Origin of the sequence: Pseudomonas sp. Q11, from assembly GCF_024494355.1 — a bacterium.
Classification (GTDB): domain Bacteria; phylum Pseudomonadota; class Gammaproteobacteria; order Pseudomonadales; family Pseudomonadaceae; genus Aquipseudomonas; species Aquipseudomonas hefeiensis.
The window spans coordinates 60,701-83,733 of sequence record NZ_JAKNQY010000027.1; the positions used below are offsets into that span (position 1 = coordinate 60,701).

19 protein-coding genes are annotated in these 23,033 nt (G+C 62.3%); 12 read left to right on the plus strand and 7 right to left on the minus strand.

The annotated features are described in order from the left end of the window. Positions 1-159: 159 nt before the first annotated feature. From nirB to MA884_RS23140, 3 genes are all read left to right on the plus strand, one after another. The gene (nirB, locus tag MA884_RS23130) at positions 160-2,721 is read left to right on the plus strand and encodes a nitrite reductase large subunit NirB (protein WP_256232686.1); all 2,562 of its coding nucleotides are present in this window, start codon (positions 160-162) and stop codon (positions 2,719-2,721) included. Next, positions 2,721-3,107, plus strand: a complete 387-nt coding sequence (gene nirD, locus MA884_RS23135; RefSeq protein WP_256232687.1) for a nitrite reductase small subunit NirD — start codon at positions 2,721-2,723, stop codon at positions 3,105-3,107. Before nirB ends, nirD begins: the two co-directional genes overlap by 1 nt. Positions 3,108-3,289: 182 nt before the next feature. After that, positions 3,290-3,730 (plus strand): CBS domain-containing protein, encoded by a 441-nt coding sequence (locus MA884_RS23140; protein WP_256232688.1) that lies wholly within the window; start codon positions 3,290-3,292, stop codon positions 3,728-3,730. Between the two features lie 136 nt (positions 3,731-3,866). Here the strand turns inward: MA884_RS23140 and MA884_RS23145 are convergent, their stop codons facing one another. Together MA884_RS23145 and MA884_RS23150 are read right to left on the minus strand one after the other, a co-directional pair. Continuing rightward, entirely contained in the window at positions 3,867-4,904 is a 1,038-nt protein-coding gene (locus MA884_RS23145; RefSeq protein WP_256232689.1) for an AraC family transcriptional regulator, read from the minus strand. A 9-nt stretch (positions 4,905-4,913) separates the two neighbouring features. Continuing rightward, entirely contained in the window at positions 4,914-5,828 is a 915-nt protein-coding gene (locus tag MA884_RS23150) for a GGDEF domain-containing protein (protein WP_256232690.1), read from the minus strand. Positions 5,829-6,304: 476 nt separating this feature from the next. Between MA884_RS23150 and MA884_RS23155 the strand changes: the two genes are divergently transcribed. The 5 genes from MA884_RS23155 (at position 6,305) to MA884_RS23175 (ending at position 12,897) form a co-directional block, all read left to right on the plus strand. Further along, positions 6,305-8,827 carry a TonB-dependent receptor gene (locus tag MA884_RS23155; protein WP_256232691.1) on the plus strand — a complete coding sequence of 841 codons (2,523 nt, stop codon included), beginning with the start codon at positions 6,305-6,307 and terminating at the stop codon, positions 8,825-8,827. Between the two features lie 82 nt (positions 8,828-8,909). Next, positions 8,910-10,847: a phytase gene (locus MA884_RS23160; RefSeq protein ID WP_256232692.1), complete on the plus strand. Its 1,938-nt coding sequence runs from the start codon at positions 8,910-8,912 to the stop codon at positions 10,845-10,847. A gap of 64 nt (positions 10,848-10,911) precedes the next feature. Then, a complete protein-coding gene (gene tolQ, locus MA884_RS23165) occupies positions 10,912-11,619 on the plus strand; it encodes a protein TolQ (protein WP_256232693.1) in 708 nt (235 codons plus the stop codon). A gap of 13 nt (positions 11,620-11,632) precedes the next feature. After that, on the plus strand, positions 11,633-12,079 hold the full coding sequence (tolR, locus tag MA884_RS23170; protein ID WP_256232694.1) for a protein TolR: 447 nt from the start codon (positions 11,633-11,635) through the stop codon (positions 12,077-12,079). Then, entirely contained in the window at positions 12,076-12,897 is an 822-nt protein-coding gene (locus MA884_RS23175) for an energy transducer TonB (protein ID WP_256232695.1), read from the plus strand. The genes tolR and MA884_RS23175 overlap by 4 nt, the downstream gene beginning before the upstream one ends. Positions 12,898-12,929: 32 nt before the next feature. On the opposite strand, the gene MA884_RS23180 is transcribed toward MA884_RS23175, so the two are convergent. Genes MA884_RS23180 through MA884_RS23195 form a run of 4 tightly spaced genes read right to left on the minus strand, consistent with a single transcriptional unit; the run spans position 12,930 to position 17,552 of the window. Further along, positions 12,930-13,397 carry a response regulator gene (locus MA884_RS23180; RefSeq protein ID WP_256232696.1) on the minus strand — a complete coding sequence of 156 codons (468 nt, stop codon included), beginning with the start codon at positions 13,395-13,397 and terminating at the stop codon, positions 12,930-12,932. Next, complete coding sequence (locus MA884_RS23185) at positions 13,394-15,706, minus strand: ATP-binding protein (RefSeq protein WP_256232697.1); 2,313 nt, start codon at positions 15,704-15,706, stop codon at positions 13,394-13,396. The genes MA884_RS23180 and MA884_RS23185 overlap by 4 nt, the downstream gene beginning before the upstream one ends. Beyond that, positions 15,703-16,371: a response regulator transcription factor gene (locus MA884_RS23190; protein ID WP_256232698.1), complete on the minus strand. Its 669-nt coding sequence runs from the start codon at positions 16,369-16,371 to the stop codon at positions 15,703-15,705. Before MA884_RS23190 ends, MA884_RS23185 begins: the two co-directional genes overlap by 4 nt. Beyond that, positions 16,368-17,552 (minus strand): sensor histidine kinase, encoded by a 1,185-nt coding sequence (locus MA884_RS23195; RefSeq protein ID WP_256232699.1) that lies wholly within the window; start codon positions 17,550-17,552, stop codon positions 16,368-16,370. Before MA884_RS23195 ends, MA884_RS23190 begins: the two co-directional genes overlap by 4 nt. Before the next feature lie 167 nt (positions 17,553-17,719). Here MA884_RS23195 and MA884_RS23200 point away from each other — a divergent pair, with 167 nt between their 5' ends. The 4 genes from MA884_RS23200 to MA884_RS23215 all read left to right on the plus strand — a co-directional run bounded on the left by MA884_RS23200 (position 17,720) and on the right by MA884_RS23215 (position 22,358). Beyond that, on the plus strand, positions 17,720-18,241 hold the full coding sequence (locus MA884_RS23200; RefSeq protein WP_256232700.1) for an SgcJ/EcaC family oxidoreductase: 522 nt from the start codon (positions 17,720-17,722) through the stop codon (positions 18,239-18,241). 172 nt (positions 18,242-18,413) lie between these two features. Continuing rightward, on the plus strand, positions 18,414-18,923 hold the full coding sequence (locus tag MA884_RS23205) for a sigma-70 family RNA polymerase sigma factor (protein ID WP_256232701.1): 510 nt from the start codon (positions 18,414-18,416) through the stop codon (positions 18,921-18,923). Then, positions 18,920-19,867: a FecR domain-containing protein gene (locus MA884_RS23210; protein WP_256232702.1), complete on the plus strand. Its 948-nt coding sequence runs from the start codon at positions 18,920-18,922 to the stop codon at positions 19,865-19,867. The genes MA884_RS23205 and MA884_RS23210 overlap by 4 nt, the downstream gene beginning before the upstream one ends. Before the next feature lie 67 nt (positions 19,868-19,934). After that, positions 19,935-22,358 (plus strand): TonB-dependent receptor, encoded by a 2,424-nt coding sequence (locus MA884_RS23215; protein WP_256232703.1) that lies wholly within the window; start codon positions 19,935-19,937, stop codon positions 22,356-22,358. 33 nt (positions 22,359-22,391) lie between these two features. Here MA884_RS23215 and MA884_RS23220 read toward each other — a convergent pair whose 3' ends face one another. Next, positions 22,392-22,793, minus strand: a complete 402-nt coding sequence (locus MA884_RS23220) for a hypothetical protein (RefSeq protein ID WP_256232704.1) — start codon at positions 22,791-22,793, stop codon at positions 22,392-22,394. Between the last annotated feature and the right edge of the window lie 240 nt (positions 22,794-23,033).

A 23,033-nucleotide genomic window follows, 5' to 3' on the forward strand; every position in this document is an offset into this window, starting at 1 on the left:
AACGTAGATCGAGAGCCAGCAGGCCGGGGATAACGGTAGATCGGGGCGCAGTCGCCGGATCGATACCGCACAGAACAGGCAAAGACGCCTGGAACCGCAAGGTTTCAGGCGTCTTTTTTTTGCTTTCAAAACCGTGATGGGCTTTTGTCGGGTGCTTTTATGAATTCCAACGTTGCTTCCCTGAACAAGCTGCAAACACTGATCGTGATCGGCAATGGCATGGTCGGCCATCATTGCATCGAGCAACTGATCGAGCGTGGTGCGCTCAACCATTACCACCTGCATGTGTTCAGCGAAGAGCCGATGCGCGCCTATGATCGCGTGCATCTGTCGGAGTATTTCTCAGGCCGTGACGCCGAGTCCCTGGCGCTTGGCGAAGCTTCGTTGTACCAGACGCCCGGTGTCACGTTGCACTTGGGTGTACCGGTGCTGGAAATCGACCGCCAGGCCCGCCAAGTGGTTACCACCCAGGACCGCATCAGCTACGACAAACTGGTGCTCGCCACTGGTTCCTACCCGTTCGTGCCACCGATCCAGGGCGCCGAAGGCGATTCCTGTCTGGTCTATCGCACCCTCGAAGACCTGGACGCCATCCGGTCCGCCGCAAGCAATGCCCGCCGTGGCGTGGTGGTCGGCGGTGGCCTGCTCGGCCTGGAAGCGGCCAATGCCCTCAAGACCCTCGGCCTGGAAGCCCATGTGGTGGAATTCGCCCCACGACTGATGCCGGTGCAACTGGACGAGCAGGGCGGTTTGGCCCTCAAGGCGCGCATCGAGAAGCTGGGTGTGGGTGTGCACCTGTCCAAGGGCACCCAGTCCATCAGCGCCGGTGAGCAGTACCGTTATCGGATGAACTTCGGCGATGACGATTTCCTGGAAACCGACCTGATCGTGTTTTCCGCCGGCATCCGCGCCCAGGATGCCCTCGCTCGCCAGAGCGAGCTGCAGATCGGCCCGCGCGGTGGCGTGGTGATCGATGACCATTGCCTGAGCAGCGACCCGGACATCTATGCCATTGGCGAATGCGCAGCCTGGAACGGCAGCATCTTCGGCCTGGTCGCTCCGGGTTACCAGATGGCTCGTAACGTCGCGGCTCGCCTGTGCGGTGAAAACACCGAGCCGTTCACTGGCGCGGACATGTCCACCAAGCTCAAGTTGCTGGGCGTGGACGTGGGTTCCATCGGTGACGCCCACGGCAATACACCGGGTTCGCGCAGCTTCCAGTTCATCGACCAAACCAGCGCCAGCTACCGGCGACTGGTGGTGGATGCCGACGGCAAGCGGGTGATCGGCGCGGTGCTGGTGGGCGACAACAGCTACTACGACACCCTGCTGCAATACATGCAGAATGGCATCGCGTTGCCCAAGGACGCTGCCAGCCTGATCCTGCCGACCTCCGAAGGCGCACCGACGTTGGGCCCGGCAGCGCTGCCCGCGGCGGCGACTATTTGCTCGTGCCACAACGTCACCAAAGGTTCGATCTGTTCGGCCATCGACAGCGGCTGCACCGACCTCGGGCAACTGAAATGCGATACCAAGGCCGGCACCGGTTGCGGTGGCTGCGCCGCCCTGGTCAAGCAGGTGTTCGAGCACGAATTGATTGCTCGTGGCGTTAGCGTCGACAAGAGCCTGTGCGAACACTTCGCCTATACCCGCCAGGAGCTTTATGCCCTGGTGCGGGTTGAAGGCATCATCAGCTTCGATGAGCTACTGGCCAAGCACGGCCGCGGGCAAACCGGTTGCGACTTGTGTAAGCCAGCGGTGGGCTCGATCCTGGCGTCGTGCTGGAACCAGCCGATCATGGACCCGTCCCTGGTGCCGTTGCAGGACACTAACGACACCTTCATGGCCAACATGCAGAAAAACGGCACCTATTCGGTGGTGCCACGCATCGCTGGCGGGGAAATCACCGCCGACAAGCTGATCGCCATCGGCGTGGTCGCCAAGAAATACGACCTCTACACCAAGATTACCGGCGGCCAGCGCATCGACCTGTTCGGCGCCCAGTTGCACCAGTTGCCGGATATCTGGGCCGAACTGATCGACGCGGGTTTCGAAACCGGGCACGCCTACGGCAAGTCGACCCGCACGGTGAAGTCCTGCGTGGGCAGCACCTGGTGCCGTTACGGTGTGCAGGACAGCGTGCAAATGGCCCTGACCCTCGAGGATCGCTACAAGGGTTTGCGCTCGCCCCACAAGCTCAAGTTCGCGGTGTCCGGTTGCACCCGTGAGTGCGCCGAGGCCCAGAGCAAGGACGTCGGCGTGATCGCCACCGAGAAGGGCTGGAACCTCTACGTGGCCGGTAATGGCGGCATGCGTCCGCGTCACGCCGAGCTGTTCGCCACTGACCTGGATGACGCGACCCTGATCCGCTACATCGACCGCTTCCTGATGTTCTACATCCGCACCGCCGACAAATTGCAGCGCACCTCGGTCTGGCGCGAAAGCCTGGAGGGCGGCCTGGACTACCTCAAGGACGTGATCATCGACGACAGCCTGGGCCTGGGGGGCGAACTCGAAGCCCAGATGCAGCTGGTGGTCGACCGTTATGAATGCGAATGGGCCAACGCTCTTAAAGACCCGGACAAGCTCAAGCGCTTCCGCACCTTCGTCAACGACGGTCGCGGCGATCCGGATGTTCATTTTGTCAGGGAACGCGGCCAGCGCCGGCCGGTTCACGCCCACGAGCTTCACCTGATTCCCGTCACCGAGGAGGTGCTCTGATGAGCCAGTCAAACGTCGTTCGTATCCCCACCCGCGACGCGGCCCAAAGTCCGGTGCAATGGCGTGCCCTGTGCAGCCGCGAGGATCTGGTGCCCAACTCCGGCGTCGTCGCCTGGCACGACGGCAGCCAGGTGGCACTGTTGTACCTGCCCGAGCAGCAGGACAAGCCGCTGTACGCCATCGACAACCGCGACCCCAAGTCCGGCGCGAACGTGATCGGTCGTGGCCTGCTGGGCAGTATCAAGGGTGACCTGGTGATTGCCTCGCCCATGTACAAACAGCATTTTCGCCTGGACGACGGTCAATGCCTGGAATACCCGGAGCAGCGCCTGCGGGTGTGGCCGGTGCGTTTGAATGGTGATGTGGTGGAGATTGGCGAAGACTGATCCGCACCTGAGCGCGGTGACACCGCTGTTGTGGCGAGGGAGCTTGCTCCCGCTCGGTCGCGCAGCGATCGTAAGATTTCAGGGCTGGCTTCGCACCCCAGCGGGAGCAAGCTCCCTCGCCACAATGAGTCAGGCGATTTTAAGTGCATTGGCTTGCCATTAACTGAAGTTGGGAATCATCAATGAAAACAGCCGCTCAACTGGTAAGACTCAAGAGTGTGCAGAACCAGCAAGTCCACAGCATCGCGCCGGAGCAAACCGTGCTCGAAGCGCTGCAGATCATGGCCGAGAAAAACGTCGGCGCGTTGCCGGTGATCGAAGCCGGTCAGGTGGTCGGCGTGTTCAGCGAACGCGACTATGCGCGCAAGCTGGTGTTGCAGGGACGCTCCTCGGTGGGCACTTCGGTACGCACTGTCATGAGCGCCCCGGTGGTCACCGCCGATAGCCAGCAGAGCATCGACCGTTGCATGGAAGTCATGACCGACAGCCACCTGCGGCACCTGCCAGTGCTGGATAACGGCCAGTTGATGGGGCTGTTGTCCATTGGTGATTTGGTGAAGGAAGCGATTGTCGAACAGGCGGATCTGATCCGGCAGTTGGAGCATTACATTCGCGGACACTGAACATTCGCAGGCACTGAACCCACAGGCAATTTATCAGTTATCTGTGGGAGCAAGGCTTGCCCGCGATGCAGGCGCCTAGGTTCACCAAGGACCGCGTCGTCTGCATCGCGGGCAAGCCTTGCTCCCACAGTGGTGCTCACCCCAACATCAGCAACTGCCGGATCAGATTCGGCGTACTGCCGGTCCAGCGCTTGAACGAACGGCGAAAATTCGCCGTGTCATTGAAGTTCAGGTACTGCGCTACTTCCTCGTTGCTGAACCCCTTGACCTGATACAAGTACAACGCCACATGGGTGTGCACCCGGTCCACCTGTTGCTGGAATCCGGTGTGGTGCTTGTGCAGTTTGCGCTTGAGGGTCGCCGGGCTCATGGCGAAAGCCTGGGCGGTCTGTTCCAGACTGGGTGTCTGCTGCACGTGGGTGTGCAGGTAGTCGTAGATGCAGTCCAGAAAGCTTGCCGCGAAACCCAGTTGCTCAAGCTGTTCCCGGGCTTGGCCCCGCGCCACCTGGCCGGCGGTGGCCGAAACGTTGGGCCAGGGTTGTGCCAGACAGTGGCGAGGCAGGCGCATCAGGTCCAGCGGCCGATTGAATTGCGTCTGCTCACCCAAATGCACCCAGTACTGCTCGACGTAACGCGGTTCCTCATGGCGAAAGCTGCATTGCCAGGGCAGGCGTTCGCCGCTCAGCCATGCACTCATGGCAACCATCGAAGTCATGCTTGCTTCCAGTACGAAGCGCCATTGTTGATCGGCACCGCAACTGTCCAGCCAATGGACGTAGGCGTAGTGCTCGTCCAATAGCAGGCGCGGCGCGGCCAGGGGGCTGAGCAGGGCTTGTTGGTCGATCAGGGTTTCCAGGGCCTGATGCAGATTCTGCGCGTGGCGCAAGGCGTGACTGGCTGGCCCGTAATGCCCCGGCAGCAGTCGCTGGCCGAACAGGAAACTGCTGTCACTGGCATCGAGCAGGCGTCGGCTGTTGTCGATCAGGCCAAGAAACTGTTGCGGGCTGATGCGGCTCTGGCCGGCCAGGATATCGTCGTGGAACAGTCCGGTGCCACGTAACAGGCGATGGCTGTCGATGTCACGCGACAGTGCCAGATCGATCAGCGCGGCAGGCTGATAGTGCCCCGGAATGAAGCGGCTGTCGGTTTCATACCAGCAGGTCTTGAGGGTCATGGGCCGGCCTCAGGCACTTTTCGCCAACGTGGAGCGGGATCGGGCCAGCGTCAGGTTGAGGCGTTTGAGCAAGGCCTCCGGCGACTCGTCGAATGCCATCACCACGGCGGTGCTGGCGGTCAGTTGCAAGCGCTCGCCATGTTGCCGGGTCTTGTGGGCCAGGCTGCAAACCGCGTGGGCAAGCTCTGCGGCCAGATGTCGGGCCTGGCTCTCGCCAGTGTCGGGCAACAGGACCACAAAGCGATCACCGGCCAGGCGGCAAAGCAGATCCTGACGGCGCAGGTTCAACACCAGTAACTGACTGACGGCTTGCAGCACCGCGTCGCCCTCGCCATGACCGAAGCGCTGGTTGATGGCGGTGAAATTGTCCAGGTCCAGAGCCAGTAACGACAAGGGCTGCTGGCGGCGCCGGCTGTCCTCCAGGCTGCTCGTCAGTTCATGTTTGAAAAAATCCGCGCCTCCCAGCGGCGTGAGTTTGTCGAACAGGCGGTGCTCGCGGAACAACCGTTCGCGTTTCTCCATTTGCCCATTGATTGCCAGTTGTTCCCGGTGCCAGTGATAGATGCCAAGGGTCAGCAGAATCATGCCCACCGGCATCGGCCCAGACTCCAGCCAGTGGTCCCAGGTGATGGAGTCGGGCAAGCGGATGAACTCGTCGAGGCTGTCGATCCACCAGGAAAAAAAGATGCAGCCAAGGCCCAAGACGAGATAGTTGGTTACCCGACCGGCCGGGCGACTCTTGAGCACCAGGCCGAGCCAGACCAGCGCCAGCAACGCCGAACCCCCTTCGCCGAGGATATCCAGCCAGACCCACTCACTCAGCGGTTTGAGCTCGCCACTGGCCAGGTGCAGCATCAGCCCGAGGTTGGCCGCAAGCACAAGCAGGGCGAGTTTGAGGCGGTGCGGGCGCAGCACGGAGAACATGGCCGGAATCCTTTACCAGAAGCGGAATGTGGCTCAGCACAGCAGATGGATATGACAGTGCGGTGACGGTGGGTGAATGGATGGGGGAGGTCGAATCAGCTCATGGGTTGTCCGGATTTTTATTCATGAGATCGCCCTTATCTCATTGTGGCGAGGGGATTTTGTGGGAGCAAAGCTTGCTCGCGACGAAGACGACGCGGTTTTTCAGGGGATCGAGGCGCCTGCATCGCGAGCAAGCTTTGCTCCCACAGCGGTGTGGTGCGACGGTTCGCTAAAAGTGATCGGCTGCTGAAGGCCTGTGCGGCTCGGAAACAGGTCATTTCAGCTCATTCCGGCTCGCCAGCCCCCCTAAATCAGCCGATTGCAGCCCCTCCAGCCAAACCCTGTCACAGAACCGTCACCACCCACCCCTAGCGTGCCCTCCCAGTTGCCGGGCCGTTGCCTGGCGGATTTTCGGATTCCTGGGGGAGACCACCATGCATCACCGCACAAGCACTGCCGGGCTCGTCGGTTTTACGTTCACCGCGTTGGCGATGGCCATTGCCAGTGAACGGCTGAGCGCTGCCGAGCAGACGACCACTGAACACGTCCAAGTGGTCGGCCAGGCAGCCAGCATCGATCAGGCCCTGAAGGAGCAGCGCAGCGCCGACAGCATCAAGAGCGTGGTGCATGCCGATGGCGTGGCTCAGTTGCCGGATGAAAACGTCGCCGAAGCGGTGCAGCGCCTGCCGGGCATCAGCGTCGAACGTGACCAGGGCGAAGGTCGCTTTGTCAGCGTGCGGGGCCTGGGGCCGGACCTCAACAGCGTGACCATCAACGGCACGCTGGTGCCAGCGCCGGAAAGCGAGCGCCGGGCCGTTGCCCTGGACGTGCTGCCTTCGGAGCTGGTGCAGTCGCTTTCAGTGATCAAGACCCTGACGCCGGACATGGACGCCAATTCTCTGGGCGGCACGGTCGACGTGAAAAGCCTCTCGGCTTTCGACCACAAGGGCTTGTTCTATACCGGCAGCAGCGAAGCCAGCTATGACAAGAATACCGGCCAGACGAGTCCGAAATTTTCTGGCGCCGTCAGCGACCGTTTCAGCTTGGGTGACGGCATTGATAACTTCGGCGTTGCAGCGGCGCTGAGCTGGCAGAAGCGCGACTTTGGCTCGGACAACGTTGAAACCGGCGGCGCCTGGGATTTTGAGCAAGGCTCGCGGCTCGAAGAGTTCGAACAACGCGACTATGACATTCGTCGGGAACGCGCCGGCGGCGGGCTGAACTTCGACTACAAGCCGGATGACTTGAGCAGCTACTACCTGCGCACGCTTTACAGTCGTTACAAAGACAGCGAAACCCGCAATGCCGCCAGCCTGGCTTTCGAGGACCCACAAGCGGCCGGCGAGTTGGGCGCCGCAGAGGGCGAGCGCAAGATCAAACAGCGTGAAGAAACCCAGGAGATCCAATCCTACGTACTGGGCGGGGAGCGCATGTTCGGTCTCTGGACCCTCAGCGGCCAGGGCGGCTATAGCAAGTCCAGCGAGGACAGCCCCGGCCACATCGCTGGTGCCACATTCGAAGGCATTGACGGTTTTGAGGGCGGCTTCCACGGCAACGACAAGCCGCGGCCGATCATTGGTTCGGGGTTCTACGATCCCGCCAACTTCAGCCTGGACAAGGTCGACTGGGAACAGCAGAACACCACCGACACCGAGAAAAACCTGCGCCTGGACCTGGCCCGGGACTATGACGTCAGTGGCTACGCCTCCCAGGTCAAATTCGGTGGCAAAGTCAGCCGCCGCGACAAGGACAACGACCTCGATGCCTGGGTCTATGAGGATTTCGACGACCTGGGGTTCACCGACGACCAGTTGAACCTCGGACAATTCCAAAAGGGCAACGTCGATTACAGTCTCGGCCAGTACGGTCCAGGCATCAGCGCCGGTGCCATTGAACAATTGTTGGGTGGTCTGGACCGCGACGCCTTCTTTGATGAGCAGGAGTCGCGGGTCAATGACTTCCAGATGAGCGAAGATATCAACGCCGCTTACCTGATGAACACTGTGGACATCGACGATTGGCGCTTGATCGCCGGCATGCGTTATGAGGGCACGGAGTTCGAAGCCAAAGGCAGCGGCGTGACCGACGGCGCGTTCACCGACACCCAAGCCCGGCGCAAATATCACCACTGGCTGCCGGGCCTGCACGCGCGTTATCAGTTGGACAAGAACACCCAGGTGCGTGCGGCCTGGACCAAATCCGTGGTGCGCCCGACCTTCGGGCAACTGGCCCCGGGTTTTGTCATTGACGATGACGAGGCGACCTTCGGCAACCCGGACCTCAAACCCCTGGAGTCGAGCAACCTGGACCTGGGTATCGAACATTTCATGGGCCGGGCCGGCACTGTTTCGGCTTTCGTGTTCTACAAGGACATCAAGAACTTCGTCTACAACACCGACCTGGCGGGCACGGGCGCCTGGGCCGACTTCTCCGAAGCCCATAGCTTTGCCAATGGTGACAGCGCCAAGCTTTATGGCCTGGAACTGGCCTACTCACAAAAATTCGACTGGCTGCCGGCCCCCTGGAATGGCTTGCTGCTAGGGGCCAACACCACCTTCAGTCGTTCGGACGCCGAGATCGAGGGGTTCGATCAGGCCAGCGGAACACAGCGCAAACGCAGCATCGACCTGCCAAACCAGTCGGACACCGTGGGCAATCTGATGCTGGGCTGGGAGAACGACAAGCTGAGCCTGCGCCTGTCGGCCAACTACAAGTCGGCCTACCTGTATGAACTGGCGTCCATCAGCGACCGCGACCATGACTTGCACGTCGACGCCCAAACCTTTGTCGACTTCAGCGCCCGCTACTCCCTGACCAAGAACCTGCAAGTGAGCCTGGAAGCCCAGAACCTCACCGACGAGTCGTATTTCGTCTACACCGGCCACCGCTCCTTTAACGGTCAGTACGAAGAGTACGGCCCGACTTACAAGCTGGGGTTGACGTTCACCCATTTCTAGATCGCGCCGCCGATCAGCCGGGGCGAGGGGATCAATCCCTTCGCCCAGCAGGTGAACAACCGACCCGTTTGAACCCGGCTTAATGACAAGGATTTTTCCGTTGAACACAGCTTTGTTTTTACCCAAGCAGTACCTGTTGGCAATGCTCATCAGCCTGACAAGCGTTCCAGCCCTGGCGGCTTCCCCAACCCTGAAGCTGCAACCCTGGCCTCAGGCACAGGCTCTCTCGATCAACGCCCTGGGATTTGTGCCCGGCCATTCGACGACCATGCGACTGGCCAGTGCCCGTGAGGGCTTGTTGTTGCTCGATGCCCAAGGCCGCGAACTGTCACGCCTGGAGGGCGCCTTCGAAGGTCTCGACAGCCGAACCCTCGGGGCGAAGGCTCTGGTCGCCAGCCTCGACAGCACTCGCCAGCAAGCACTGTTGGTCAGCCTCGATCCGGATAAGCGCCAGTGGGGAAAACCGCTGTACCTGCCAGCGCGAGATTTCCCGGTGAACGGGCTGTGCCTATACCGCGACGAAGCGAACAACCTGTTTGTATTTCTCGTGGGCGAAGAGGGCAAGGGCGAGCAGTGGCTGGTGGGCAATGGCGAGCGCCTGAGCGCCAGCGCCCAGCGCGTACGCGGCCTGCCACTGCCGCCCGATGCCCAGACCTGTCAGGTGCAGGACAGCGCCAATCAACTGTTCGTCAACGAGGAACAGGTAGGCTGGTGGGCCTATCCGGCATCCTCCGAAGCCGATGCCGTGCGTATACCCGTGGCGATGCGCACACCGTTCGGTGACATCCAGCAAGCGGCGGGTGCCATGGCTGCGTTACCAGGAGGATTGCTGGGCCTGGACCCACAAGCGGGGCAGTTGCATCTGTATCAGCAAGAGGGCAAGGGGTGGACCGCAAAAGCCAGTTTGGCGCTGCCAGGCCTGAACGAGCCGGAAAGCCTGGCGATACGTTCGACCCAAACCGGTCTTGAGCTGCTGCTGCGCGACGATGACAACGGGCGCTTATACCAAGGCCAACTCAATTGGCAGCCCACGGCTGTGTCGCTGCCGCCGGTGCTGCCCACTGTGGCTGCCATTGGCCAGAGTGAACCGGTGGCGCGCCAGGGCGATGCGGCGGATGATCCGGCGATCTGGGTACATCCCACAACGCCTGCCTTGAGCCGGGTGCTGGGGACCAACAAGAAGCAAGGCCTGTTGACGTATGACCTGCAAGGCAAGCTGCTGCAGGAACTGCCGGTGGGCCGCCTCAACAACGTCGATGTGCGTGGCAACTTCAAGCTGGGCACGCAAACCGTCGATCTCGCCGTCGCCAGCAACCGCGATCGCAACAGCCTCAGCCTGTTTCGCATCGACCGCGCCAGCGGTGAGTTGAGCGAGGCCGGCGAGATTGCCACGCCGCTCAAGGAAATCTACGGCATCTGCCTGTTCCAGCCGGTTGAGGGTGAACTGTATGCCTTCGCCAATGGCAAGGACGGGCGCTATTTGCAATACCGCCTCAGCGCCCCGGACGGTGTGGTGAAGGGGGAGTTGGTGCGCCAGTTCAGCGTCGACAGCCAGCCTGAAGGTTGCGTCGCCGATGACCAGCGCCAGCGGCTGTTCCTCGGTGAAGAAGACGTCGGTGTCTGGGCGGTGGATGCCCGGGCCGAGCGGCCGGCGACATTGAACAGCGTGATCAAGGTCGGACCTCAGTTGCATGCCGACGTTGAGGGCATCGCCCTGTACCAAGGCGCTGGCCACGATTACCTGGTGATCTCAAGCCAAGGCAACGACAGCTATCTGCTGCTTGATGCCGAGCCGCCTTATGCCGTGCGCGGCGCATTCCGCGTCGGTTTGAACGGCACTGCCGGCATCGACGGTGCCTCGGAAACCGATGGGCTGGAAGTCACTTCGGCCAACCTTGGCGGGCCTTGGAGCGCCGGCATGCTGGTGGTCCAGGACGGCCGCAAGCGTATGCCCGAGCAAGCGCAGAACTTCAAGTTCGTACCCTGGAGCGAAGTGGCCAAAGCCTTGCGCCTGCCTTGAGCGGTGCTGTCATCAACCGGTCACGAACATTTCATCGAATAGCAGCCAGACAGGAGTTCTACCCATGCAAGCCACTCTGGAACACATGACAATCTGGGGCCTGATCAGTGACGCGAGCCTTTTGGTCAAGGCCGTCATGCTCACGCTGCTGCTGGCCTCGCTGTTGAGCTGGTACCTGATCATCCAGCGCAGTGCCGTGCTGCAACGCAACGAGCGCCAGTTCAAGGGTTTCATGCAGCGTTTTCGCAGCACCAGCGATTTGCCGGCGTTGTTGCGCGAGACTGCCCAGGTGCGCGAAGAAGAGGGCGGCGTGGAGCCGATCTTTCACGCCGGCTTCCAGGCTTTCACCCAGCTCAACGTACCTTCCGGCAGCCCGCAGGTGGTGCTCGAGGGGGTGGAGCGTTCGCTGCAAGTGGCAATCAGCGAACAGGAGGTGCAGTTGGAGAAAGGCTTGCAGTTTCTTGCCACCGTCGGTTCGGTCAGCCCTTACATCGGTTTGTTCGGCACGGTCTGGGGAATCATGAACGCCTTCCTGGGGTTGTCCCAGGTGCAACAGGCCAGCCTCTCCACCGTGGCGCCGGGCATCGCCGAAGCGTTGATCGCCACCGCCATCGGCCTGTTCGCGGCGATTCCCGCTGTGATCGCCTACAACCGGTTTTCCGCCCGCGGCCAGACCTTGCTGACGCGTTACTACGCGTTCGGCAACGAGTTGCAGGCACGCCTGCACCGCAAGCTGCACGGCGCCCCGGTGAACCTGGCCGCGGCTGCTTGAGAGGAGAGGGCAGATGCTAGTCAAGCCGCAACGCAAGCACGGGCCCAAGGCCGAAATGAACGTGGTGCCTTACATCGATGTGATGCTGGTGCTGCTGGTGATCTTCATGGTCACTGCTCCAATGCTGACCCAAGGCGTGAAAGTCGAGCTGCCCAAGGTCGCTAGCCAGGCATTGGCCAACGATAGCCGCCAACAGATCCTGACCCTGTCTGTTAAGGCCGAGGGCGGTTACTACTGGAATCTGGGCGCCGAACTGGACACCCAAAGCCAGACCGACAGCGCCGTGGACCTGGATCAGATGCGCGCCAAGGTGGCCCGGGTTGTCGCCGAGCGCAGCGACACCCAGGTGTATATCCGGGCCGACGACCACGCCGACTACGGTCGTGTCGTGGCCGCCATGGCCGCCTTGCAGCAGGGCGGGGTGAGCAACCTTGGGCTGGTGACCGAGGCACCCCGATGACGGCGATGATCATGCACAGTCCATCCTTGGGTTTGTCCCCGTTGTCCGGCCGTAGTTTTTGGAGGAACAGTCTGGCGGCGGGGCTCGCCGTGGCCTTGCACGCGGCTGTCGCCGCATTGCTGGTGCTGGGCTGGACCGCGGAGAAACCGGCTGTCGAGGCGCCTCGGGTACTGCGCACGCAACTGGTGATGTTGTCTCCGGCGCCGGTGCCCGAAGCGTCCGCGCCGGCCCCCGTGGCAGAGGTCGCACCACAACCGGTCGAAGCCGCGCCGGCTCCGGTGGAAGCGCCACGCCCGCCACCGAGTAAACCGGTGGTTGAGCCAAGGCTTCAGGCCCAGAAACTGGAGCAGGCAACCCTGGCGCGCAAACGGATCGAGGAGCAAAAGCGCGAGCAGCAGGCCCAGCAGCAACGCGAGCGCCAGGAGAACCAGCGACGCCAGCAGGAAGCCGAGCAGCAGGTCGCCGAACAACAGCGCCAGGCGGCTCAACAGGCCCAGGCGCTTGCCCGGCAACGCCAAGCCGAACAGGCGCGCCTGGCCGCCGCCGACAGCCGCCACTATCAACCCCTGAGCAAAGAGGCCCCGGATTATCCGCAGCGGGCTTTGGACAAAGGGCTGCAAGGCGACTGCACGGTGGAGTACAGCGTCAAGCCGGACGGGCGCATCGATAACCCCAAGGTGCTGGACGGCTGCCACCCGATGTTTATCCGTCCCTCGCTGACCGCCGCCAGGACCTTCCGTTATCAGCCGCGAATCGTCGACGGCCAGGCCGTGACGGTGCCGGCGGTGCGCAATACTTTTCACTACCGGATCGAATAGAACCCGAGCCATTGCGGCCCGGCGCAATAGGACTAAACCGCGTCGACGGCTGGCCGGTGCTGGCGCAACAGTTCGATCTGACGTGATGGAACCAGCTCGCGCAACGCCTTATAGAGCGCCCGTGTTTCCAGCAGGTTCCAGATGCGCAGCATGGTTTCCAGCGCATCCAGGGGTTTGCTGATGAAGTCCCTGGCGCCCAGAGCCAGGGCGCGCAGGCGGGTGTCGCGGGTGGCGTCGGCAGTCAGCACCAGGATCGGCAGGTAGTCGTTTGCCGGGATGCGCCGGTTGAGTTGCTCCAGCACGGCAAAGCCATCGAATGCCGGCATGTGCAGGTCCAGGATCACCAGGTCAGGCTCAAAACTGTTGAACAGGTCGAGGGTGCGCAAAGGCTCGGTGCTGCTCAATACGTTGTGCAGCCCTTCGCGAGCCAGCAACTGCTCCATCAGGTCCAGGTTGGGGCGCTGATCGTCAATGATCAGGATGCGCAAATCGCGATTCATGCGGGCTCCGGTAAATAGCGTTCAAGGTGGCCCAGAAAGGCCTGGATATGAATGGGCTTGGTCAGGATCGCTGTGGCTCCGGCGTCGTGCAGGGCACGGTGGGTCAGGTCACTGGCATCGGCGGTGATCATCAGTACCGGTGTGGCCGCCGTCGCCGCCGATTGACGCAAGCGGCGCAGCACCTCCAGGCCTGTCAGGTCCGGCAGGGTGACGTCCAGCAGGATCAACTGCGGGGCGTGCTGGCGAGCCAGGTCCAGACCCAACTGGCCTTGCATGCTCGACAGCAGTTGAATACCCGGACGACGCTGCATCAGGGTCTCGATCAGTGCCAGGCTCGACAGGTTGTCTTCGATGCACAATATCTTGCCGTGATATTCGACTGACGGACACGGTACTTTCAGCGTGACGATGGGGGGCAAGCGGGCGTGTTCCACCCGGGCACCGGGCAATTGCAGGGTAAAACAACAACCTTGCCCCGGCTCGCTGTGGACCTGAAGGCTGCCTTGCATCATTTCCAGCAGGCTCTTGCTCAAGGCCAGCCCAAGACCGGTGCCCTCGACCTGTGGATCGGCGCCCAGGCGCTCGAACGGCTTGAACAACCGGTCAAGCTGCTCGGGGGCAATGCCATGCCCGGTGTCGCTGACAGCAATGCTGACTCGCGGCCCCTGGGCCATCACTTCAATGCGTACTTCACCGCCGGGCCGGTTGTACTTGATGGCGTTGGACAACAGGTTGAGCAGCACCTGCACCAGGCGTTGACGGTCGGCCAGCACACCGATGCTGTCGGGTAGTGGCGCCAGCTCGGCCAACTGAATCCCGGCGTCGGCCGCCATGGGGGAAACCAGCGTCAGGGCTTCGTGCAACACCGTCGTCAAGGCAATCGGCTCAATGTTGAGCGGCAGACGACCGGCCTCGATCCGGGCAATGTCCAGCACCTCGTTGATCAATGCCAGCAGGTGCTGGCCGGCGCGCAGGATGTGACTGACCTGTGGGCGCTGGCCGGAGCTGGAGTCCATGTCCAGCAGTTGTGCGAAGCCGAGTATGGCGTTCAGTGGTGTGCGCAGTTCGTGGCTCATGCGCGAAAGAAATTCGCTCTTGGCCCGGCTGGCGCTTTCGGCTTCTTCACGGGCGGTGCGCAGGGCGATCTCGGCGGCGCGGCGGTCAGTGATGTCGCGGGTGATCTTGGAAAACCCGCGCAGGGTGCCGGTACTGTCGTACTGGGCAGTGATGACCACACTGGCCCAGAAGCGGCTGCCGTCCTTGCGACAGCGCCAGCCTTCTTCCATGTAGTGACCGTCACGTGCGGCTTCGTGCAGCGCCATGTCCGGGTGCGCCGGGCATTCCTCGGTCAGATAGAACAACGAAAAATGCCGGCCGAGGATTTCCTGTTCGCTGTAACCCTTGATCCGTTCGGCGCCGGCGTTCCAGGTAATGACATGGCCTTGGGCGTCCAGCGCAAAGATTCCGTAGTCCTTCACCCCATCGATGATCAGTCGCAAACGTTCTTCGTTATCGCGCAGAGCCCGCTCGCGTTCGGCAAGCAACTGTCCGGCCTCTACCAGACGGGTGCCCAACTGGCCGATTTCGTCCTGCTCCGGCGGTTGCGGCAACAACGGTTGACCCAAGGCCAGGCGCTGAGCGTTGCCCTGCACCTGTTGCACGCGGGCGACAATGCCCTTGGACAGGAACAGCACCGCCACGATGGCGCCAAGCAGCCCGCACAGCGCCGCCAGCAGCGTGGCGAACAACAAGCGCATGCGCGTGGCCGAAGCGGCGGCGCTGCGGTCGGCGAGCAGGGCGTCCTCACGTATACGCATGGCGTTGATCTGTTCGCGCAGCACGTCCAGGACTTGTTTGTTTTCGATCAGAATCGTGGTGATGGCCGCTGTGTCATCGGCCTTGCCGTTGCGCAAGGCATCCAGCCCATCGAGTTTTTCTGCGATCAGTGGGGTGATGGTCTTGAGGCGCTCGCGCATCCTGGCGTCGCGGATGTTGTGGTCCAACCGCTGCAACGCGGCCTTGATCAGCGGCGTGGCCTGTTCGTAGCTAGGCAGGAAGTCTTCGCGCCGGGTCAGCAGATAACCGCGCACGCTGGCCGCAGCTTCGGCCAGCAGGGTATGCACCGTCTGGATATCGCCCTGGACCAGCAGCACCCGGCGCACGTCTTCTTCGGCCCGGGCAGTCTGGCGTTCGGTGATGTAGATCAGCACCAGCGACAGCAGCAGAACCACCAGCGGCAGGGAAATGACCACCAATGCTTTGCCCCGCAATGGCAGGTTGGCCCAGCGGCGGGCGGCGAGGAATCTCATGGCCATTGCCCGCTGGGTTGTGCCACCAACCCCAGGGCAACACCGCGCACGGCGGCCTGCGTTCGGTCGGCGGCCCCCAACTTGCCGATGACTCGCTCCACGTGGGCCTTGGCGGTGCCGGGGGCGATGCCGAGCTTTTCGCCGATTTCACGGTTGCTGAAGCCGCCAGCCACCAGCCCCAGCACCTGGCGCTCGCGGGCTGTCAGGGCCTGGACCTGGGTGGCGCCACTGGCACCGCGCTCGGCCATGCGCCGCAGCAGGCGCGCACTGACGGAACTGTTCAGGGCCTCTTCGCCCTGGGCGACTCGCGTGAGGGCGTCCAGCACTTCACCGCGGCTGGCATCCTTGAGCAGATAACCGACCGCGCCCGCGCCGATGGCGGCTTCAAGGTGATCAGGGCTGTCGTCCATGGTGAAGATCACCACTTTGATCCCCGGCTGGCGTTGCTGCAGGATACGCGCCGCACCCAGGCCGTTGAGCACCGGCATGCGAATGTCGAGAATGGCGATGTCCGGTTGCAGCCGCTCGCACAGATCGAGGGCTTCCTGGCCGTTGCTGGCCTGACCGACGACTTCGAACCCCGGGCTGCCGGCCAGCATGCTGATAAAACCGGTGCGGGTCACTTCGTGATCATCGGCCAAAAGCAGACGTAAAGGGGACGTCATGAGTGCGTTCCGTGGGTGGGTAGTGGAACGCTGGCCAGCAAACGGGTGCCGCTATCGGGCTGACTGAAACAGCTCAAATGGCCGCCCAGCAGACTGGCACGTTCCTGCATGGCCGCGAGACCCAGATGGCAGGTGCCATTGGTCTCAATGGGTTGTTCCAGAGCAAAGCCCCGGCCATTGTCTTCGACCCGCAGCGAGGCCCGGTCGTCGCTCACCACCAGTTCCAGGCGCACATGGCTGGCCCGGGCGTGCTTGAGAATGTTGTTGATGCCTTCCTGGGCAATGCGGAACAGGGCGATTTCGGCGTTGCCCGGCAGGCGAGCGGCGCTGTGCTCGGCCCAGTCCACCGACAGGCCTGCATCCCGCAGGCGGTCGGCTTCCTTGTCGACGGCTTTGTACAGGCCGAAGTCATCCAGCGCATGGGGACGCAGGCCGCCGATCAACTGTCGGCCTTCGCCGACACAGCCCCGGGCGAGATCGAGGATGGCCTGCAAGTCGTTCGCCAGATCCGACGGGAGAGGCGGGCAGCGACCGGCGAACCCCTGCAGGCGCTGATGCAGGCCGGCCAGGTTCTGTGCCAGGCCATCATGCAGGTCGTAGGCCACGCGCTTGCGTTCGTCTTCCTGGGCACTGAACAGTCGATGGACCAGTTCAGACATGGTGCGTTCGCGGGCCTGCAACGCTTCGAGCAGGCGACTGTTTTCCAGATGGGCAGCCAGCAAGGTCGCCAGCAATTGCAGCGACTCAATATCCTCATTGTCCGGCGTGCCCAGGGTCACGCCGTTGCCCAGCAATAAAGCCCCGAACACCACACCGTCGGAGCCACGCAACGGAACGCGCAAGACCTGGGGCAGGGCGCTGCCAGGGTACTCCAGCCATTGTGGCTCGGCTGACGGCGACTGAGCCAGGTTGGCAAGCAGGTCGAGCCGTTCGTGGCTGCCATGGCTGGCGATGGTGCGAAAAGTGCTGTCCGCCGCCCACTCCAGCAGCAGGCCATGGTCCATGGCCATGAATGCGCACGCCCGTTGCACTGCGCGCTGGCGCATCTGCGACAGGGGCAATTGCGTCAGTTCATGGCCGGTGCCCAACAGCAGACGCAGGCGTGCGGCACGACTTTGCGACTGGCGATATTGAGTTCGGATGGCCAGGGCACTGCCAGGGTCATGGGGTGGGCTTTGCATGATAGGGCTCCAGCGTGGATGGGACCGGGCAGCGTGGCGGTATTAGAGCGCGTCATCAGCACCGGGCCTATCTGCCAAACGGCATAGGCGATCGGCACCGGTTGGCCGATGGCGAAGGCCGCCAGGCTCGGCAAAGTCGGTTCATTGAAACCCACAGGAACGTTACGATGAAACTGAAAACCTTCGCCACTGCCGCTTTTTTCATGTTGACCACTCCCTTGGCCCTGGCACTTGAAACAACGCCATACGTTTACCGCACCGTAGCCGAGCAGCCGCAGAATCAGAATGACCGTGAAATCGCCGCATTGTTCGACCGCTGGAACGCAGCCCTCAAAACCGGCAGCGCTGCTGCGGTAACCAGCCTGTATGCGCCGGATGCGATATTGCAGCCCACCGTTTCCAACCAGGTGCGCAACACTGCGGCACTGATTCAGGATTACTTTGAACACTTCCTGACCGGCAAGCCGGTGGGGCAGATCAACTACCGGGAAATCCGTCACCTGGGACCTGACGCGGCGATGGACAGTGGTGTCTACACCTTTGCCCTGACCAACGCCGACGGCTCCAAACGCGAGGTTCAGGCGCGCTACACCTTCATCTATGAACGCATTGACGGTCAATGGAAGATCCTTAACCACCATTCCTCGGCCATGCCGCAAGTCCAGAAGCAATTGCATGCCAGTCACTGAGGTCTCTTGAACAAGTGAATTCGCCCCCCCGGCAGCGCGGGGGCGAACCATCAGGTCGGGTAACCCTCCGTCGTGCATTTAACAGAGCGGTCGATAAAGAAGTTGGATTCGCGGGGAAACATTAATTAGAATCACTCTCATTTAATGTATCCCTTGCACAAGGCTCCTTCACATGTCTGATGCAGCTACGCCAACGGAGCGTTCTTTGCACGCGCTGTACCGAGACCATGGTGGCTGGCTGGAAGGCTGGTTGAGACGGCGCATGGGCAATGCCTGGGATGCCGCGGACCTGCGTCAGGATACCTTCCTGCGGGTGCTGTCCAGCGCTCAGCCATTGGCCGAACTGCACGAACCACGCGCTTATCTGCTGACGGTCGGCAAGCGCCTGCTGAGCAATTTCTACACGCGCCGCAACCTGGAACAGGCCTATCTTGATGCCTTGGCGAGCCTGCCCGAAGCGTGTGTGCCGTCCCCGGAGCAGCGTTGGCTGCTACTGGAAACGCTGCAAGCCCTGGATGAGTTGCTCGATGGCCTGCCACCGCTGGTGAGGCGGGCTTTTTTGTGGAGCCAGCTCGACGGCCTGGGCTACCGTGAAATCGCCGAACGCATGCAGGTGTCCGAGCGCACCATCAAGCGCTACATGGCCCAGGCTTATGAGCATTGTCTGTTGGTGGACTTTTGATGCGCCAGGCCCCTTCACCGGAAGCTCGCGAAGTCGCCAGAGCGGCGGCTCGCTGGCTGGCCATGATGGAGTTTGACGGGGATGACTTCGATTGCGCCGCGTTGCAACGCTGGCGCGACAGCAGTGCCCACCACGAGGCCGCCTGGCAAAAAGCCCAGCGATTGCGCCAGCGTTTCGCCGGAGTACCGCCATCGTTGGGGATGGCGACGCTGGATCGTCCGGCATTGTCCCGCCGTGTTGTGCTCAAGCGCGCGTTAGGCGTCGCTGCGTTGGTGCCCGCTGCCTGGTGGCTGGGACGCGAGTTGCCGCTGGAGGCCTGGCGCGCCGACCTGCACACGGCCACCGGTGAACAGCGGCGCTGGTCGCTGGCCGACGGTAGCGCCTTGCAGTTGAACACCGACAGCGCCCTGGACCTGGACCTCAAGGCCCGACGCCTGGTGCTGGTGCAAGGGGAGATAGCTCTCAACGTCAAGGGGGGCACGCCGTTGGCCATCCAGGCGCCGTTCGGCCTGATCTCCGTCAGCCGAAGCGAGGTCTGCGTACGCTTGAGCGAGCACAGTTGCCGGGTGTCAGTAATCAGTGGGTCGGTGCAACTGCAGCCGCTGCGCGGCCCAATGCTGACGCTGAAGGAGGGCGAACAAGTCAACCTCCAGACCTCAGGCGCCGGGCCGGTGGGGGCCTTCGACGCGGCGCAGTTGGGCTGGCGTGACGGGGTCCTTGTGGCGCAGAACCAGCCGCTGGGGGATTTTCTCCGTGAACTGGGCCGTTATCGTCCAGGTGTGTTGCGGTGGGACCAAGCCCTGGAACCCCTTCGGGTGACCGGCAGCTTCCGTCTGGAAAACACCGATCGAATCCTCGCGTTGCTCTCGGCCAGCCTGCCGGTGCACGTGCAAATGCGCACCCGATATTGGGTCACATTGACGCTTCGTAAAAAAATCGCCTGACGCCTGTCCCCTTTTTTTGTCCCGCTTGTCATTCAAGGCAACTGAACAAAAATGAGAGCTCCTTCCAATGTCCGCAGTAGTACCTTTGCGTCTTCGCCCGGCCCTTGCCGGCTGGCGTCCGCTGTTGAACCTGAGTCTCTTGCTAAGCCTGAGCGCCAGTCCATTGTTCATGTCCTCCAGCCAGGCCGAAGAAGCTGCCCGACGCAGCTATCAGGTGCCCGCTGGCAGCCTCAGCGCAGCGCTCACCCGGTTCGCCGGGCTGGCGGGTGTCAACCTGTCGGTCGACCCGGCCCTGGTAAGCGGGCGTAACAGCGCCGGGCTCGCGGGCGAGTATGCCGTGGAGGAGGGCTTTGCCCGACTGCTGCAGGGCTCCGGTCTGCAACTGCAACCGGTGGGCGAGCAGGCTTACATCCTGACCCCGGCCCCGGAAGACAGCAGCTTGCAACTGGCTCCCACCTCGATCATGGGGGCCACGAGCCTGGCCCAGGGCGAGCCCTATGCCGGCGGTCAGGTCGCGCGTCGTGGTTCGCAAGGCTTGCTGGGGTCGCGGGACTTCATGGAAACCCCGTTCAGCATGACCACCTATACCAGCGAAGTGGTCAAGAACCAGCAGGCGCGTACCCTGGGCGACCTGATCGCCAGCGATCCCTCGGTTCGCGCCACCAATCCGGCGGGCGGGCGTTTTGAGCAGTTCACCATTCGCGGTTTCAGCCTGTTCAACAGTGATGTCGCCTACAACGGCCTCTACGGCATCCTGCCGACCTATTCGATCGACATGGAGATGGCCGACCGCGTTGACATCATCAAGGGCCCGACCCAGCTCATCAACGGCGTCTCGCCACGTGGCAGCGTGGGTGGCGGGATCAACGTGGTGCCCAAGCGCGCCACCGACAAGCCCATCACTTCGTTTACGGGCAGCTACGCCTCCAACAACCAGCTCGGCGGCGCCGTGGATGTCGCTCGGCGTTTTGGTGAAGACAACAAGTTCGGCGTTCGTTTCAACGGCGTGAAGCAGTCCGGCGATACCGAGTGGGATCACCAGAGTGTCGACCGCGACATGGCGGTGCTGGGCCTGGATTTTCGTGGCGAACGTCTGCGCCTCTCGACGGACATCGGGCGCACCGAACGCGATACCGACGCGCCACAGGAGCGCGTACTGGTAGGTGCCAACGCACAGGTCCCGCATGCCAGCGACGTGCGTCGCAACTACGCCCAGCGCTGGAGCAAGGCGCGTACCCAGGACACCTTCGGCACGGTGAACGCGCAATACGATGTCAACGATTCCGTGATGCTGTACGGCGGTGCAGGGGCGCGCAAAAGTAATCATGACTTCCTGCGGCATAACGTTTCGGTCAGCAACGACGCTGGCGATTTCAGCGTCCAGCCCCGCGACTTTACCCGGGATGAAAATGTCCGCACGGCCACGGCCGGGGTGCGCAACTGGCTCCATACCGGCCCGGTGAGCCATGAGATCAACCTGGCCGCCAGCTATTTCTACATGGACTTCACCAATGGCGGCGCTCGTTATGCTTCGTCCCCAAGCAACCTGTATGACCCGGTGCAAACGCCGAATCCGAGCGACCCCACGCGCCAGGACAACAAGGTCTATACCGAAAACCGCTCCACTGGCGTGGCGTTGTCCGACACCCTGGGTTTTTTCGATGATCGGTTGCTGCTGACCCTCGGCACCCGCTGGCAGCGGATCAAGGTTGACGACTGGACGAATAACGTCAAAGGCGCCACCGCGTACGATGAGGAAAAGATGTCGCCGTCGGGCGGGATCCTGTTCAAGGCAACCGATAAGCTGTCGCTGTATGCCAACTACATGGAAGGCTTGAGCCAGGGCAAGATCGCGCCGTCGACCTCGATAAACGAGGACGAAATATTCCCGCCGTTCATCAGCCGTCAGGTCGAGGTCGGTGCCAAATATGACGCCGGTGCGCTTGCCGTCACCGCTGCCGTGTTCCGGATCAAGCAACCGGCCTACGCCACCGACGCCACCACCCGCGTCTTCGGCCCCAACGGCAAACGTGAAAACACCGGTGTTGAAGTGAGTGTGTTCGGTGAGCCGCTCAAAGGTTTGCGTTTGCTCGGCGGTGTCATGTACATCGACAGCGAGTTGACTGACACCACCGATGGCACCTTTGATGGCAATCGGGCGCCTGCCACGCCCAAATACAACGTCAACCTGGGGGCCGAGTGGGATGTGCCGACTGTACAGGGCCTGACCTTGACCAGCCGCGCCATTCACTCCAGTTCGCAGTACCTGGACCAGTCCAACACCAAGGAAATCGATTCGTGGGAGCGTTTCGACGTGGGCGCGCGCTACGCGTTCAAGGTCGATCAGAAGAACATCACGCTGCGTGCCAATATCGAGAACGTCGCGGACAAGCGTTACTGGAGTTCGGCCGGGGCCTCGGATGACAGTGAGGCGGGCTTGACGTTGGCGACGCCACGCACCTATCTCCTGTCGGCCACTGTGGACTTCTAAACCGATGTGCAGCTCCAGGGAGGGAGCTGTTTTTCAGGCGTCGCGGAACAGGTCGTGGGCATCGAGCAGTCGCCAGGCGATTTCAGGACGTTTTTCCAACCCGCGCCGGATGGCAGTGGGGATCGACTGGCGAATCTTGCGGCACAGGCCAGGTTGCGCCTGGAACTCGATGGCGATGCCACGCATGGTGCGTACTTCGTTGGAGCCGGGTTCGACGCTCAGGCGGATTCCGAGGTTTTCGTACATACGTTGCTGCAACCGTTGGAGTTCGTCCAGGCTCTGGATATTTTCCAGCCGTTCGAGCAGGCGTTTTTCTTCCTGGCGGTTGAAGCAAAGGATGCGCAGGTCACTGCCTGGGGTTTGCAGCAACGCATCACGCCCGCAGTCACAGACACCAGGCGGGCAGGGGGGACGGATCGGAATTGACGCGGTCATGGGCTCCACAGGTCAGCAACACTCAAACCGCCACTGAGTATATCGGCGGTCCAGGCAATGTGATGCCTGGCGGCATGTCGGTCAACCCTGCTGAGTGGCCGCTTGTCTAGCGCCGTTGTGAGCGGGCGCTGGGCCGAGCCCGCAGCACCCATGTGGGAGCGGGCTTGCTCGCGATAGCGCTGGGCCAGCTTGCATCCATGCTGAATGTGCCGCCGTCATCGCGGGCAAGCCTTGCTCCCA